Origin of the sequence: Ralstonia sp. A12, from assembly GCF_000801955.1 — a bacterium.
Lineage (GTDB): Bacteria > Pseudomonadota > Gammaproteobacteria > Burkholderiales > Burkholderiaceae > Ralstonia.
Genome location: NZ_JSZO01000019.1, coordinates 46,032 through 59,373, shown reverse-complemented (window position 1 = coordinate 59,373; position 13,342 = coordinate 46,032). Strand labels below are relative to the sequence as shown.

The 13,342-nt window shown below is 64.3% G+C and carries 17 protein-coding genes; 3 read left to right on the top strand and 14 right to left on the bottom strand.

Going from position 1 to position 13,342, the window contains the following annotated elements:
• Positions 1 to 5 precede the first annotated feature (5 nt).
• From PI87_RS20155 to PI87_RS20120, 8 genes are all read right to left on the bottom strand, one after another.
• A complete protein-coding gene (locus PI87_RS20155; RefSeq protein ID WP_039599507.1) occupies positions 6 to 452 on the bottom strand; it encodes a hypothetical protein in 447 nt (148 codons plus the stop codon).
• Positions 453 to 492: 40 nt separating this feature from the next.
• Positions 493 to 747, bottom strand: coding sequence for a hypothetical protein (locus tag PI87_RS20150; protein ID WP_039599506.1), 255 nt, complete (start codon positions 745 to 747; stop codon positions 493 to 495).
• A 2-nt stretch (positions 748 to 749) separates the two neighbouring features.
• The gene (locus tag PI87_RS20145; RefSeq protein ID WP_039599505.1) at positions 750 to 1,139 is read right to left on the bottom strand and encodes an SgcJ/EcaC family oxidoreductase; all 390 of its coding nucleotides are present in this window, start codon (positions 1,137 to 1,139) and stop codon (positions 750 to 752) included.
• 38 nt (positions 1,140 to 1,177) lie between these two features.
• On the bottom strand, positions 1,178 to 1,615 hold the full coding sequence (locus tag PI87_RS20140) for a hypothetical protein (RefSeq protein WP_039599504.1): 438 nt from the start codon (positions 1,613 to 1,615) through the stop codon (positions 1,178 to 1,180).
• A gap of 21 nt (positions 1,616 to 1,636) precedes the next feature.
• Positions 1,637 to 2,050, bottom strand: a complete 414-nt coding sequence (locus tag PI87_RS20135; protein ID WP_039599503.1) for a hypothetical protein — start codon at positions 2,048 to 2,050, stop codon at positions 1,637 to 1,639.
• Positions 2,041 to 2,808 carry a LysM peptidoglycan-binding domain-containing protein gene (locus PI87_RS20130; RefSeq protein WP_039599502.1) on the bottom strand — a complete coding sequence of 256 codons (768 nt, stop codon included), beginning with the start codon at positions 2,806 to 2,808 and terminating at the stop codon, positions 2,041 to 2,043. The genes PI87_RS20135 and PI87_RS20130 overlap by 10 nt, the downstream gene beginning before the upstream one ends.
• A gap of 126 nt (positions 2,809 to 2,934) precedes the next feature.
• Complete coding sequence (locus PI87_RS20125; protein WP_039599501.1) at positions 2,935 to 3,324, bottom strand: VOC family protein; 390 nt, start codon at positions 3,322 to 3,324, stop codon at positions 2,935 to 2,937.
• A 12-nt stretch (positions 3,325 to 3,336) separates the two neighbouring features.
• The gene (locus tag PI87_RS20120) at positions 3,337 to 3,690 is read right to left on the bottom strand and encodes a hypothetical protein (protein ID WP_039599500.1); all 354 of its coding nucleotides are present in this window, start codon (positions 3,688 to 3,690) and stop codon (positions 3,337 to 3,339) included.
• Between the two features lie 101 nt (positions 3,691 to 3,791).
• Here PI87_RS20120 and PI87_RS20115 point away from each other — a divergent pair, with 101 nt between their 5' ends.
• Positions 3,792 to 4,250 carry a MarR family winged helix-turn-helix transcriptional regulator gene (locus PI87_RS20115; RefSeq protein WP_052321646.1) on the top strand — a complete coding sequence of 153 codons (459 nt, stop codon included), beginning with the start codon at positions 3,792 to 3,794 and terminating at the stop codon, positions 4,248 to 4,250.
• Between the two features lie 3 nt (positions 4,251 to 4,253).
• On the opposite strand, the gene PI87_RS20110 is transcribed toward PI87_RS20115, so the two are convergent.
• The 4 genes from PI87_RS20110 to PI87_RS20095 form a co-directional block, all read right to left on the bottom strand.
• The gene (locus PI87_RS20110) at positions 4,254 to 5,360 is read right to left on the bottom strand and encodes a sulfotransferase family protein (protein ID WP_039599499.1); all 1,107 of its coding nucleotides are present in this window, start codon (positions 5,358 to 5,360) and stop codon (positions 4,254 to 4,256) included.
• Positions 5,357 to 6,001 (bottom strand): adenylyl-sulfate kinase, encoded by a 645-nt coding sequence (cysC, locus tag PI87_RS20105; RefSeq protein WP_052321645.1) that lies wholly within the window; start codon positions 5,999 to 6,001, stop codon positions 5,357 to 5,359. Before cysC ends, PI87_RS20110 begins: the two co-directional genes overlap by 4 nt.
• Before the next feature lie 12 nt (positions 6,002 to 6,013).
• A complete protein-coding gene (locus PI87_RS20100; protein ID WP_157003180.1) occupies positions 6,014 to 7,648 on the bottom strand; it encodes a methyl-accepting chemotaxis protein in 1,635 nt (544 codons plus the stop codon).
• Positions 7,649 to 7,911: 263 nt separating this feature from the next.
• Entirely contained in the window at positions 7,912 to 8,607 is a 696-nt protein-coding gene (locus PI87_RS20095; protein WP_021197288.1) for a GNAT family N-acetyltransferase, read from the bottom strand.
• Positions 8,608 to 9,021: 414 nt separating this feature from the next.
• Between PI87_RS20095 and kefF the strand changes: the two genes are divergently transcribed.
• Both kefF and kefC read left to right on the top strand, forming a co-directional pair.
• Positions 9,022 to 9,588, top strand: coding sequence for a glutathione-regulated potassium-efflux system oxidoreductase KefF (kefF, locus tag PI87_RS20090; protein ID WP_039599498.1), 567 nt, complete (start codon positions 9,022 to 9,024; stop codon positions 9,586 to 9,588).
• A 30-nt stretch (positions 9,589 to 9,618) separates the two neighbouring features.
• Positions 9,619 to 11,559, top strand: coding sequence for a glutathione-regulated potassium-efflux system protein KefC (gene kefC / locus PI87_RS20085; RefSeq protein ID WP_039599497.1), 1,941 nt, complete (start codon positions 9,619 to 9,621; stop codon positions 11,557 to 11,559).
• A 16-nt stretch (positions 11,560 to 11,575) separates the two neighbouring features.
• Here kefC and PI87_RS29145 read toward each other — a convergent pair whose 3' ends face one another.
• Entirely contained in the window at positions 11,576 to 12,355 is a 780-nt protein-coding gene (locus PI87_RS29145) for a cellulose 1,4-beta-cellobiosidase (RefSeq protein ID WP_232314042.1), read from the bottom strand.
• Positions 12,356 to 12,512: 157 nt separating this feature from the next.
• Positions 12,513 to 13,307, bottom strand: coding sequence for a DUF1835 domain-containing protein (locus PI87_RS20075; protein ID WP_039599495.1), 795 nt, complete (start codon positions 13,305 to 13,307; stop codon positions 12,513 to 12,515).
• Positions 13,308 to 13,342 lie beyond the last annotated feature (35 nt).

The window sequence follows — 13,342 nt, the reverse complement described above, 5'->3', positions numbered from 1 at the left end:
GTGCTCTATCCAAGATCGGATGGAGATTGCACGGCAGCGAACTTGCTCAATCCTTCGCTGAATGTCAGGTACTCGAACCCCTCTGCTTCCAGCAACGCTCTTAGCGTTGGACTCGCGAAGTAGTGCTGGTTGTTCATCACGAGCAGTCTCGGTCCAACTAGATCAAGGTCTTGAATGTGATCGGGGGCAAAGAGTTGCCCAACGGTTAGTAAGACATGTGTTTGCAGTTCCGTGCCGGTGACGCTGTCAAACAGCACTGCGGGTGAATACTTGATCCGCTCGACACCAACGCGCTGCAGAAATGCAGCAAAGCGTTCTTCAACCAGAAAATACGCATACCCAGCGAGGAACGGCCCGATCGGATGGTTCGTCAGCAGTTGGAAGCGACCGTCGCTCAATGCAAACAGGGAGGGTTGGGACGTTGTGCATCCGATGTGAAATGGGAGGGGCATGGGGGCTACCTGCGCTGGTGCTGTTGGGAGTGCAAGCTCATCACGCCGATGCCGCATGCTCAACCCAAACTGATTCGCCAGGATGGTGCTCCGCGATCGTATCGACCGCGTCCTGCAGCGTTTTGGCAGAGGCGTCGTGCAGCGGATAGGCGAACCGCGAGACATTGCGGCCAGCGAGCTTGCTGTAGTCAGCATCGGACACCGCATCCGATCCGCACCAGATTGGCAAACCGGCAGAGCCTGCAAGTTCTAGCGCGCGCTGCAAACCTTCCGAGGTAGTGGCTAAGAAGACCATGGTTATGCCGCAGCCTCAGCCATCACCAAATTCGCATCCCGCACCAACCGCCACATCCCATCCGCCTCTTTCCGCAGAATCGTCAACGTCTGCCCCGAGCGCCGCACCACCTTCCCATCCGGCATGGTGATGACGATGCGCAGTGCGTTGCGCAGGTAAGCGATGTCGCCAAACACCTGCACCTCCTGAATATCGCTCGTACCGTCAACCTTCACATCCTTCATGCCGTTGGACATGGCCGCGAAGGCCTCCTTGCCGAAGGGCGGCTGACCGGGCGTGAGGAAGAGCACGTCGTCGGTCATCAGGTTGAGCACGGTGGGCAGGTCGCCTGCCCTGCTGGCAGCAAGCCAGGTATCCACTACGTTGCGGATGGCGCGTTCGTCTTCGGTCATGGTGGGGGCGGGTGTCGGTGAAAGGGCGGCCTTTCACTCTACACCGCGGGCTCGGCTGCTGGTGCTGCGCGGCGCTTGATGAAGACCGCCGGCGACAACACCGGAATGTGCCGCGCCCGCAGCGTGACCAGCCAATCACCGACAACGCCTTCGCAGGTGAGCCGGAAGTGATGCGTGTCGATCCACTCGACTTCGTCCAGCCAGAACGTGTAGTACGCCGCGCCAATGGTGCTGGTGCAGATCACGCGTGAGAGGTCGGGGGCGACCAACGTGATGGAGACGGCTTCTTCAAATGGGCAGTCGTACTCGGTGATGAGCACGAAGCCGAGCGTGGTTTCGTACTGCCGCAGCAAGTCATAGCCGGGAATGGCGAGGGTGGCGTGCAGTACGCCATCGACGATCACGCGCGTGCGCGCCGGCCACTTCTCATATGGGCCGCTGTGTTTCTCCAGAGCGAAGCGTTGGAGCGGCTGCATGGCGGCGGCGCGGTGCGTGCGCTATTCCTTGCGCATGCCGCAGTTGGCGATCTGTCGGCCGGGCTCGGTGGAATCTTTCCAGCCGGGCTCATCGCGCTTCTGATACGCCTCGAGCGATGGATAGCCGTTCACGCTCCAGAAGGTGTCGTTGTAGCGCGAGACCTCGATGACGGCGAGGCCGCAGCGCTTGTGGCGGTCTTCAATCTTGTAGGCGGCGCGCGGTTTGTCGCTGGTCAGGTCTTGCGCGATCACCTTGTAGCGCGTGGGGCCGCATTTGAAGAAGCTGGCGTTCCACTCGATGGTCTTTGGGCGCACGAAGAGCGCGCCGAAGCAGGCACGGCCGTCGCCACGGTAGGTGCCGGTGAGCGCGTCGGCAGCCATGGCCGAATGCGCAACCAGCAGCGACAGGGCGACGAGCAGACGGCTTACTTGCATGCGGCAGCCTTTCCGTTGTGGATGAGGGTGAGCGCGTAGTCCAGCTTGCGGGCGTACGTCGGGTCTCCAACGTTATACAGGACGGCCACGTTCTGCGTGGTGGCTGGCCGCCAGCCGGTAATCACCTGCTGCATCGCGGCCTTGCGGTACTTGATCACCTGGCCGGGTTTGAGAGCGCTGGCACCGGGGTTGAGTGCGCGCAGTTCGGTGAGCGTCGAACCCTGTGCGCGGGCGATCTTGTCCAGGCTGTCGCCGGCTTTCACGGTCACGTCGTAGACCTTGTTGTCGGCATCCGGCACGCTCTGGATGCTGAACTTGGCCATGCGGGTGAGCAGGTAGCCGATGCCCGCGCGGATGTTCCATGCCGGCACGGTGGCAACAGAAGCGGCGTTGAGCTTGGTGCGGATGGCCGGCGGCACGATCAGGTCGCTGCCCTCCTTGCCGCGCAGCAGGGTGTTCAAGCCTGGGTCGCCAGGGTTGCCGATCTGGATCGGGTTGCTGCCCCACTTGGGCGAATCGGCGCCGGTTTCGACCCACACCATCGCCTTGATGATCTGCCAGTCCAGCGGCTGGTAGCCGGCGGTACCCATCAGGAAGCGGTTGTATTCAATGACGGCCGATTGGATATCGCAGTCGTAGCCGTTCCATTGGTCTGGGTGTTGCGCCGAGGTGTTGACGTAGTCCTGCCAACGCTCGAAATCCGTCTTGGGTTTGGCCGCTGGCCTGGCCTGCGGGTGAGTTTGAGCCTTGGTGACCATGCGCCCCTCCGTGGTTGCTTGGCGTGTGGAGGAGCATGGTAGCCAGCGTGGGACGGCTGCGTGTTAAGGGGTGTTTATGTAGCTTGCCCTGCGCTGGCGGTGGCGGTAATGCCTGCACGGTCCGTACTAGGTGGACTCAGTTTCCGGATAGACGCGGATCTCCAACCCGTGCCCATCAGGGTCGTCAAAGTAGATGGCTTCAGCGATCCCGCGCGCGCCATAGCTATGGCCGACCATGCCGTTGCGCCGGTCGAATGGCGATCCGCCATAAGGGATGCTGCGCTCCACCAAGCGCGCGTGGATGGCGTCGAACGATGCGCGGTCCAGGCTGAAGGCGAGGTGTTCGCCGTGCAGCTCGTTGGTCTGGCGCAGGTCGAGCATGAGCGTGTCGTTCACACGCACAATGTCGAACGGCCCGAGCTGCCCCTCGTGGGTGAAGCCAAGCACCTGTGAGTAAAACGCGACCGAGCGAGCCATATCGCGCACCCGCAGGATGGTGTGATCCAGCACAATCATGGCGAGCCTCCTTCAGCCGACGTAGCGTGCGATGACCATGCACACCAGCGCGATGCCCAGCAGCGGCGCAGCCACACGGTGTGCCAGTGCCGGCCGCTTGCGCAGCGCACCTTGCGCCCCGGCGGCGGCAATGGCGGCCAGCGCGCCGAGCATCAGCACCGTACGCGGCCAGCCGAGCAGCCCGGCGTGCACCCATGCGCCCAACCCGAGGCCAGTCAGTACGGCTACGGTGGCAGCGCCCATCTGCGGGCGGAACATCGCATCGGCATTGGCGCCGCCGGTGCGGGCGAGCATGAAGGTGGAACCGGCCCAGAACACCGCAGCCATGGCGTGAAGGGCGATCAGCAGAATCCATCCGAATTGCATGGTGACTCCTGGTTTGATGTGCAGCGATTGAGAGAAGGTGCGGCGACGGCAGTCGCACAACACTTTGACATCGAATGATTCGATATCTATCATAGATCGTCATGAAGCCAATGCAAGTTCCTGTCGGATTTCTGCTCGCGCAAACCGCCAAGGTGGTCGGTCGCGCCTTTGATGACGCGTTGCAGGAACGCGGCGGCACGCTGCCGGAGTGGTTGATCCTCAAGGCGCTGATGCAGGGCGGCCATCGCACGCAGGCCGAGCTGGCCGCGACCGTGGGCGTGCAGGGGCCGACGCTCACGCATCATCTGAACGGTATGGAAAAGGCGGGGTTGCTGGTGCGCAGCCCGCTGCCGGACAACCGGCGCGTGCACCAGGTGGATCTCACCCCGGCGGGGCGGGCGTTGTTTCTGAAGCTGCGTGAGGCGGCGATCGCCTATGACGCGCGCCTGCGCGCCGATATTGACGATGCCGATCTGGAGGTGTTTCGTGCCGTGCTACGGCGCATGGCGGCCAACGTCGGCACCGAGGCTGAGCAGCCCGATGACGACGCGGCCAGTTGACGCCTAGTCCGTCACCTCGAACGCCGCTGCGTCCTGCAGCGCATCCAGCCGATACGGTTGCTTAGGTTGGCTGGCCAGCGCCGTCATGGCCTGCAGCATCAGCCGCTCGCGCACGCTGGCCAGAAAATCGGCGCGGTGGCGGCGCAGCACAAAGTCGCGGTAGTTGTCGGTCTCCAGCGCGCGCCAGGCGGTTTGGCGGCTGGCTTCGGAGCGCGCGCGCGCGGCATCCACAGCATCGGCGTCGATGACGGTGTTGGCGTCGGTCAGGCGCGTGTAGCCATAGCGGGCCATGTCGTCGCGGGTGAGCGTTTCGATCAGCGCGATCTCATCCAGCGACAACTGCTGGCGGAACTTGTCGATGTTCGCAGTGATGGGAGCAAAGCAGTTGGAGGTCCACAGCGCAGAGAGCTGCGAGATCTGCCGCGCCTCGGCCGAGCGCGATACGTCCAGCATCTGCGGCAGGAAGTCGATCTCCAGGAAGGCGCACACGCGGCGCAGCGTGGCTTCCTGATCGGTCAGGAAATCCTCATAGCGGATGGTGAGCGTGCGTTCCGGGTGCGTGGCGATGAGCGCGCTGGCAGCGCGATGTGCGGCCGCCCAGGTCTGCGCATTCAGCAGCGTGTCGAAGTCGTGGATGATCGCGCGGTTCATCGACGCCACTTGCGCGCGCGGGTCGCGCACCACGTTCAGGAAGCGCATGTCCGGCAGCAGCGTCATCAGCTCGTCGGCGTAGTGCACGCTGTCGAGCGACTTGTCCATGACTACGCGTGCGCCGTGTTGCGCGCCGGCGCGCAGCAGCAGCTCCCACACCACGCGATGCACGCTGCGCGGTTGATCGCGCAGGGCTTCGAAGATCTCCACCGGGTCGAACACCACGCCGGGCCACTTGACCATGCTGGCCGCCTGCAGCCCGATCACGTCGGTGACGAGGCGGAAGTAGGCGCGGTCGTCATCAAGGTTGCCGTACAGCGGCACCAGCGGCATGAAGTCGACGATGTGCAGCGGATACGGTGCGTAGAACGCCGGGTTGAAGTTCAGGCGCAGGCGCAGCGCATGGCTGCCGCAGCGGCGCAGCGGAATCATCAGGACGGGGCGTGGGCGTGCGGTCATCGTGCGGTCTCCAGTGTGCGGACGTCTAGCCACGAGGCCAGATGCGCGTGCAAGGCGGCAGTGGCGGCGGCTAACGGCAGCGCGCCCGTATCGAGCCGCAGCGACGGCGCGGTCGGTGGCTCGTATGGTGACGACACGCCGGTGAACTGTGGAATCTGCCCGTCGCGTGCGCGGGCATACAGGCCTTTCGGGTCGCGTGCTTCACACACGTTGAGCGCCGTGCAGACATGCACTTCGACAAAGCGATCTGCACCGATGATCTCGCGCGCCATCTCGCGGTCGGTGCGCAGCGGCGAGATAAACGCAGTAATGACGATGAGCCCCACGTCATTCATCAGCCGGGCGACTTCAGCCGCGCGGCGCAGGTTCTCGGCGCGGTCCGCTTCGGAAAAGCCGAGATCGTGGTTCAGGTGATGGCGCAGGTTGTCGCCATCGAGCACGGCGCAGCGTTGGTGCGCGTCGTACAGGCGTTTCTCCAGCGCGTAGGCGAGGGTGGATTTGCCCGCGCCGCTCAGGCCCGTGAGCCACAGCGTAAGCGGCGCGTGGCCGAACTGGTGGGCGCGCGCTTCGTCCGCCAGCGTGCTGGTGTGCCAGTAGACGTTGCGCGCGGCGGCGCCGGAAACTGCCGTGGTGGGCTTCATGTGGGCTCCGTGTCAGGCCGGCAGCAGCGCGGGCTGGCGATAGCCGACGCGCTGTGCCGGGGCGCTGTTCTGCGTCTGGTCGGCCAGCTTGAACACGCTCACTACGCGGACCAGGCGAGTGGTCTGTTCGCGCATCGATTCCGCAGCGGCGGCCGCTTCTTCGACAAGGGCGGCGTTCTGCTGCGTGACCTCATCCATCTGCGCGATGGCGTGGTGGATCTGGTCGATGCCGCCGGCCTGCTCGTCGGTGGCCCCCATGATCTCGGTCATGATGGCCGTCACGCGTTGGATGCTGGTCACCACGTCCTGCATGGTGGCGCCGGCCTGTTCGACCAGCGCGTTGCCGGCCTGGACTTGGTCGACGGAGTCGCCAATCAGCAGCTTGATCTCCTTGGCCGCCGAGGCCGAGCGCTGCGCCAACCCGCGCACCTCGCTGGCGACCACGGCAAAGCCGCGCCCCTGCTCACCCGCGCGGGCAGCTTCCACGGCTGCGTTGAGCGCGAGGATGTTGGTCTGGAATGCAATGCTGTCGATCACGCCGATGATCTCGCTCACCTTGCGCGCCGATTCGCTGATCGCGCCCATGGTGTTGACCACGCGCGCCACCACCGAGCCGCCTTGCGTGGCCACGTCGGCAGCCGCGGTGGCGAGCTGGTTGGCGTGCCGTGCGTGGTCGGCGTTCTGCTTGACCGTGGCGTTGAGCTCCTCCATTGAGGCGGCGCATTCTTCCAGCGCGGAGGCCTGCTCCTGCGTGCGGGTCGACAGATCGAAGTTGCCCGTGGCGATCTGCTCCGAGGCGGTGGCCAACGTGTCAGTGCTGGTGTGCACCTGCTCGGCAATCGCAGCCAGGCTGTCGCGCATGCGCTTCATGGCGTGCATGAGGCTTGCCTGGTTGTCGCTGCGTGTGTGGATGACCACGGCCAGGTTGCCGCCGGCAATCTGGCCGGCAATGTCGGCCACGGTGCCGGGCTCGCCGCCGAGCTTGCGGATCAGCCCGCGTGTGATGAGCGCGCTGGCCGCCAAGCTCACCAGCAGCGCCAGGCCGCTTAGCGCCAGCAGCCAGTTGCGGCTTTCGATGTAGCTGGCCTTTGCCTTGGCGGTGTTCTCGTCGTTGAGCTTCTCTTCAAAGGCCTGCAGCTTGGCGAGCAGATCCCACCAGGTGCGCTGCACCGGACGGAATTCGAAGCGCAGCAGTTTGTAGGCCTCGTCCTTCTTGCCGTCCAGGATCAGCGCCTTGGTGCGCGCGATGTAGGGCGCAGCCAATTCGGCCTGGTGCTTGACCTGCGCGAACATGGCTTTCTCGTCCGGCGTGGTGTCGTCCAGCGTGGCGAACATGCGGCCGAGGTGGTTTTCGGCCTCAGCGTATTCGCGCTCCTGACTTTCAATGCGCTTGAGTTCGATCTGGATTTCATCGCGCTGCTCCAGCAGCACGATATTGCGGAAGGCCAGCGCGCGTTCGGTCACGCTGTTATGCATTTGGGCCGCCAGTTTGGCTTCCACCGCGTTGATTTCCGTCGTTTCTTCCATCAAACGTCGAAAATCGGACATGCGCAGCAAGCTGAATACGGTGAGGAGAACAAGGAGGCCCATCGTCAGGCCGAATCCCAACGCCAGTTGGGTAGCCACCTTCATTTGCGAGAAACGCATGGTTGTCCCCGTCGCGGTTGATTAACGACTGCTGTAACGAACCGTTTGGCTGGAGCTTGAGTGGTCTAAATCAAAATCCCGAATATCAATATATGTGCGTCGAATCCCAATCACAAAATGGCGTGCTGGACAGTTGTGGGATTTTCACCAGATATAAATTGAATGAAATGAAACGCGTTGAGTTGCGCAAAACATAATCGTGTTGCGCAAACAAAAACGCCCGGTCAAAGCCGGGCGTTTTTTCATCTGCGGAGCAGGTGCGATCAGACCGTGCGCTTTTGCGGCACCAGCGAGCGCCAGAAGCGCTGGCCGAAGCGGCGTGCGTCGCGCAGATTGCGCTTGAGCAGGTAGTCCAGATCGGCCACTTGTTCGTCGATGGCCTCGGTCAGCAGGCTCATCGTGTCGGCGGGCGGCAGCTCCAGGTAGGCGTCGGCTTCGCCATACGCATACTGCACGCGCATGCCGGCCTTCTTGGCGATGTGCATCATGGCCGCGTTGCGCGACAGGCAGTGCATGTACAGCGTACGCACCTTGGTGTTCTGGCCGTGCATGGCGGCGCGCTGGAACAGCGCACTGCCCACGCCCTTGCCGCGTGCCGATTCCGACACCGACACGCCAAACTCCGCCACGCGCCCTTGCGGGTTGTCGCGCAAGTAGGCGAGGTGACCGACGCCGACCAGCTCCAGGCGCTCGTTATAGACGCCGAAGACCTTGTCGTGGTCGAAGTCGATGCTGTCGACGTACGCTTCGATGACGTGATCCCGCACCACCTGGCCGAAACGCAGCAGGCGGTCTTCCTCGCCCAGGGCGAGCAGGTGTTTGAGCAGGCGCGAGCGATGGTGCGCGGCAAGCTCACGCACCAGCACGGTGGAACGCGGCGCGCCCTGCGCGGCTTCCGTCTTGTCGATGTCGTCCTGGGTGACGACGCCGATGGCCTTGCTCAGTTCGAGCGGGTTCACGACAACGTTTCCTATTCTGTGTGCGCCCTTGTTGGCAGGGCGACGGGGTGATGATTCGGCGGCGCGGGTGGCGCCTCCGCGGCACGCAGTTGGGTGCAACTGGGTGTTGTGCAACGCACCATGCTATTGTAGGGCAATCAGGGATTTCCCGTAAGACTCGTGTCAGGCTTTCGCCAGAATTTCCCGCCAAATCATTGATTTATCGCAGACGAGCGCGGCTTCCAGGTGTGTGGTGCATCCACAACGGGTTTTGCTGTATTGCACAAAAAGCGCCGCCGGAACCGCCTGATTTGCGCAAATGTGCGCCGTCGCTTCCGTAACGCGCAAGGGCACCCTTTGGGGTGCCCGGTAACGCCGCTCCACAATAGCCGTGCGAAGATGCACGTTCAAGACGTCCCCGCCTCCTGATTTTCCATGACTCCGTCGCGCATTCTTGTGATCTACGCGCATCCTGCGCCGCGCCGTTCGCGCGCAAACAAGCCGCTTGCGCGCGCGCTGGCCAGCCTGCCGGGTGTGGCCATGCACGACCTCTACTGGCACTACCCCGATTTCGACATCGATGTGCGCATCGAGCAGGAAGCGGTGGAAGCGGCCGAACTGATCGTTTTCCAGTTTCCGGTGCAGTGGTACGCCACGCCGTCGCTGCTCAAGGAGTGGCTGGACGTGGTGCTGGAGATGGGCTGGGCCTACGGGCCGGGCGGCACCGCCTTGCGCGGCAAGCATCTGATGGTGCTGGCCACCACCGGCGGTCGCGCCCATTCCTATAGCCCGGCGGGCACCCACGGCTACACGTTTGACATGTTCCTGCTGCCGCTGCAGCGGACCGCCGCACTGTGCGGCATGCAGTGGCAGCCGCCGCACGTGCTGCACGACGCCGACGATGCATCGCCGGAAACCATCGACGCCCATGTCGCCGAGGTGCGTGCTGCGCTGCAGCCCTGGCTGCCGGACAGCACAGACGATAGCGACTTCCCGGTCTGACGTTCCCGATACTCCGTTTTCTGCCAGCCCATGCAATCGCACGACCTGCTCGTCAACTTTGTCATTTACCTGGCTGCGGCCGTGGCCGCGGTGCCGCTGGCGCGCCGGTTGGGCCTGGGCTCGGTGCTCGGCTATCTGCTGGCCGGGGTGATCGTGGGGCCGTGGGGGCTGCGGCTGATCACCAACGTGCAGTCGATCCTGGATTTCTCCGAGTTCGGCGTCGTGTTGATGATGTTCGTGATCGGGCTGGAGCTGGAGCCGGCACGGCTGTGGTCGCTCCGGCGCAGCATCTTCGGGTACGGCGGGCTGCAACTGGTGGTGTGTGCGCTGATGGTCGGGGTGGCGGTGACGGCGGTCGGCCACCCGTGGCGTGCGGCGGTGGTGGCGGGGCTGGGGCTGGCGTTGTCGTCCACGGCCATTGCGCTGGCCACGCTCTCCGAGCGCAACCTGATGCGTACGCCAGCGGGCACGGCCAGCTTTGGCATCCTGCTGTTCCAGGACATTGCCGCCATCCCGATGATCGCGCTGCTGCCACTGCTGGCGGCCGATGCGGGCGATGCCTCCGGCAGCCACAGCTGGATGGCGGCGGCCAAGGCGGTGGGCGTGGTGGCGGCGGTTATCTTTGGCGGGCGCACCTTGCTGCGGCCCGTGCTGCGTGCCATTGCCCGCACCAACATGCGCGAGATGTTCACCTCGTTCTCGCTGCTGCTGGTGGTCGGTATTGCGCTGCTGATGCACAGCGTGGGTTTGTCGATGGCGCTGGGCGCCTTCATTGCCGGCGTGCTGCTGGCCGACTCCGAATACCGCCACGCGCTGGAAACCGACATCGAGCCGTTCAAGGGCCTGCTGCTCGGGTTGTTCTTCCTGGCCGTCGGCATGTCGATCGACTTTGGCGTGCTGATGCGCCAGCCGCTGGCAGTAGTGGTGTTGGTGGTGGTCTTCCTGGTGGTGAAGATTGGCGCACTGCGCTTGCTGGCCACGCGCTTTGGCATCGCGCGCGGGCAGGCGTGGCTGTTTGCGTTTTTGCTCTCGCAGGGCGGTGAATTTGCCTTTGTCGTGTTCGGGCCCAGCGTGGCGGGCGAGGTGCTGGGCGCCGAGACCACCGCCACGCTGAACCTGGTGGTGGCCCTGTCGATGGCCGCCACGCCGCTGCTGCTGCTCTTTCACGACAAGATCCTGGTGCCGCGCCTGACCAGCGGAAAGAAGCGCCTGCCGGAGGCCATCGAGCCGCAGGACAACCAGGTCATCATCGCCGGCTTCGGCCGCTTCGGGCAGATCGTCGGCCGCATGCTCTACAGCCAGGGCTACAGCGCCACCGTGCTCGACCACGATCCCGACCAGATCGACATGCTGCGCCGCTTCGGCTTCAAGGTCTTCTACGGCGACGCCACGCGCATGGACCTGCTGGAAACCGCCGGCGCCGACAAGGCCCGCATCATGGTTGTCGCCATCGACGACATGGAGACCAGCCTGGAGGTGGTCGACCGCGTGCGCGAGCGTTTCCCGCACCTGACGCTGTACGTGCGGGCGCGCAACGTGTCGCACGTCTACCAGTTGCGCGACCGCGGTGTGGAGGTGATCGAGCGCGAGATGTTCGAGGGCTCGTTGACGTTGGGCCGTCGCGTGCTGGAGGGCCTGGGCAAGGAGCCGTACGAGGCGCACCGCATTGCCCAGACGTTCCGCCGTCACACGCTCAATTCGATGGACCAGGTCTACCCGGTCTATCGCGACCAGAAGAAGCTGGTGTCGCTTGCCCAGCAGGGCCGTGATGAACTGGCCGAGATGTTCCAGCGTGACCGTACGCAGCGCAAGCGCCTGCGGGAATCGGGCATGCCGTGGGGCGAGGGCAACGAACACAACGACGTGGCGGACACCCAACCTGACGCCGATCTCGCCAACGAAATCGACGGAAGTGAACCTGCTACGCCCATCGACTGCCCGGCCCGCGCCGGCATTCGGCGCGAGGACTGACCTCGCACCGATCGCATCAGCTATACACGTTGATGCTGCTGCCCACCGCCACCGACGCCGTCGACTGACCACCCAGGTTCTGCGCCAGTTGTTGCAGGAAGTCTTGCAACGATGCCGAGCTGCTGGACGACGAACTGCCGGAGCCCGTGCCGCCGGAGCTGCTGCTCGAACCGCCTTGCACGTCGCTCACCAACTGTTGGAAATCCGACTGCAATGTCGACAGCGCGCTGTTTGATGACGTATCCCCGCTGTTGAGCTGCGAGATCAGATTCTGCAGACCCGACGACAGGTCGCTGCCGTAGCCGCCGGAAGTGCCGCTCGTACCGTTCGTGCCGCTTGTGCTGGAAGTGCTGTCGCTGCCGCTCGCGCTCTTCAGTGCTGCGAACAGGTCGTGCTTAAGCTTGTGGATGTCCTTGCCCACTGACGCGTCGTCGCCATCGGGCGGCGGAGGCGGCGGGGCCGAACCGTCGGTGGCGCTAGCGACCGTCGTGCTGCCGGTGCTGCTGACGCCGCTGGTGGCGCTAGTGGCGCTGGTCGAACTCGTCGACGATGTGGGCGAGATGGCCGAGGGATTCGAGACGCCGACCTGGGCGAGTGCCTGTTCGATCGCTTGCATGAAGTCGCCGCCACCTCCGCCGCCGCCATGACGGCGATGGTGATGCACCGGCGTCGTGCTGCTCGTGCCGGACGTGTCACTGATCGCGCTGGTTGACGTTGTTGCGGTGGTTGCGCTGGTCGACGAGACGCTGCTCGTCGCATACAGCGAAGCGCTGCTGCTGAGGGAAGAGATGTCCACGTGTGCCCCCGGAAGTGGGATGGTTGGTCTGCTTCCGGATTGACGGCCAAAGCGGGGCCGTCTGTAGAGACACACTGAGGAGACTGGGTGAACAAAAAAGGAGCGCTCTGTGGCGCTCCTTCCGGATGGACTGATCAACGGCTCGATTGCCGTGAACTTAAACCGCCACGCTCACATTGCGGCGCAACTCGCAGGTGGAGAGCGAATCGGCCTCGCCGCGCAGCAGCAGTTGGCCGTTGCCGACCAGCTCGCGGCAGCGCCAGAAGACAAACCAGTCGCTCGCGAGCAACCCGTCGATGGCGCCCATGATGCTACCGACCACGTCACGCGCGCTGGCCCAGTCGGTCGGCACGTGCTCCAGGATCACTTCATCGACGGTGGCGTACGACACGGGCACCAGCGTGTTGCCCTTCCACAGGCGTACGTCGGCGTTCTCACGCACGGTTTGCTGCCATTCATACGCCAGGCGACCGATGCGCAGCACCGACACAGGCGCGATGGTCGAAAATCGCCGTGCCAGTCGCGCACCCGAATACATGCCGATGGCCGTGAGCGGACCCTGGCCGTTGGGCGTTTCCAGCTCGCGCACATCCATGCCGATTTCGTTGATCCGCTGCGGCGATTGGTGCAGGTGGAACGCCACCCGGCGCAGCATGAGCTGGTCCGACGCACTCTGGCCGTGCCAGATCGCCACTTCGGTCGTGGCTTCACGCACATCTGCCAGAGACGCGAGCGCATCGCGCATTTCGGCGGCGAAGTCGATGCTGCTGGTGGGGGCCACACGCTGCCAGAAGCCCGAGCGCGCCATGGCGACACTATCGACGTCGGCCAGCGGCCCGACGGCGAGGTCGTCGCGCAGAACTACGACGGAATCGGGGCGGCCAGCCTGTGCGAGCGCCTGCTTGAGCGTGGCGCCGGCAACATCGCCGTTGACGACATGGATGTATTGCATGGCGGCAATTGTAGCGACAGTGTCAGCGGTGCGCT

Excerpts from the sequence above, each read along its gene's own strand:
- PI87_RS20135 (WP_039599503.1), bottom strand. The coding sequence starts at position 2,050 with ATGCAAGTAAGCCGTCTGCTCGTCGCCCTGTCGCTGCTGGTTGCGCAT.
- PI87_RS20140 (WP_039599504.1), bottom strand. The coding sequence starts at position 1,615 with ATGCAGCCGCTCCAACGCTTCGCTCTGGAGAAACACAGCGGCCCATAT.
- cysC (WP_052321645.1), bottom strand. The coding sequence starts at position 6,001 with ATGAAGCCCACCACGGCAGTTTCCGGCGCCGCCGCGCGCAACGTCTAC.
- PI87_RS20125 (WP_039599501.1), bottom strand. The coding sequence starts at position 3,324 with ATGATTGTGCTGGATCACACCATCCTGCGGGTGCGCGATATGGCTCGC.
- PI87_RS20120 (WP_039599500.1), bottom strand. The coding sequence starts at position 3,690 with ATGCAATTCGGATGGATTCTGCTGATCGCCCTTCACGCCATGGCTGCG.
- PI87_RS20100 (WP_157003180.1), bottom strand. The coding sequence starts at position 7,648 with ATGCGTTTCTCGCAAATGAAGGTGGCTACCCAACTGGCGTTGGGATTC.
- PI87_RS20115 (WP_052321646.1), top strand. The coding sequence starts at position 3,792 with ATGAAGCCAATGCAAGTTCCTGTCGGATTTCTGCTCGCGCAAACCGCC.
- PI87_RS20110 (WP_039599499.1), bottom strand. The coding sequence starts at position 5,360 with ATGACCGCACGCCCACGCCCCGTCCTGATGATTCCGCTGCGCCGCTGC.
- PI87_RS20155 (WP_039599507.1), bottom strand. The coding sequence starts at position 452 with ATGCCCCTCCCATTTCACATCGGATGCACAACGTCCCAACCCTCCCTG.
- PI87_RS20145 (WP_039599505.1), bottom strand. The coding sequence starts at position 1,139 with ATGACCGAAGACGAACGCGCCATCCGCAACGTAGTGGATACCTGGCTT.
- kefC (WP_039599497.1), top strand. The coding sequence starts at position 9,619 with ATGCAATCGCACGACCTGCTCGTCAACTTTGTCATTTACCTGGCTGCG.
- PI87_RS20150 (WP_039599506.1), bottom strand. The coding sequence starts at position 747 with ATGGTCTTCTTAGCCACTACCTCGGAAGGTTTGCAGCGCGCGCTAGAA.
- PI87_RS20130 (WP_039599502.1), bottom strand. The coding sequence starts at position 2,808 with ATGGTCACCAAGGCTCAAACTCACCCGCAGGCCAGGCCAGCGGCCAAA.
- kefF (WP_039599498.1), top strand. The coding sequence starts at position 9,022 with ATGACTCCGTCGCGCATTCTTGTGATCTACGCGCATCCTGCGCCGCGC.
- PI87_RS20075 (WP_039599495.1), bottom strand. The coding sequence starts at position 13,307 with ATGCAATACATCCATGTCGTCAACGGCGATGTTGCCGGCGCCACGCTC.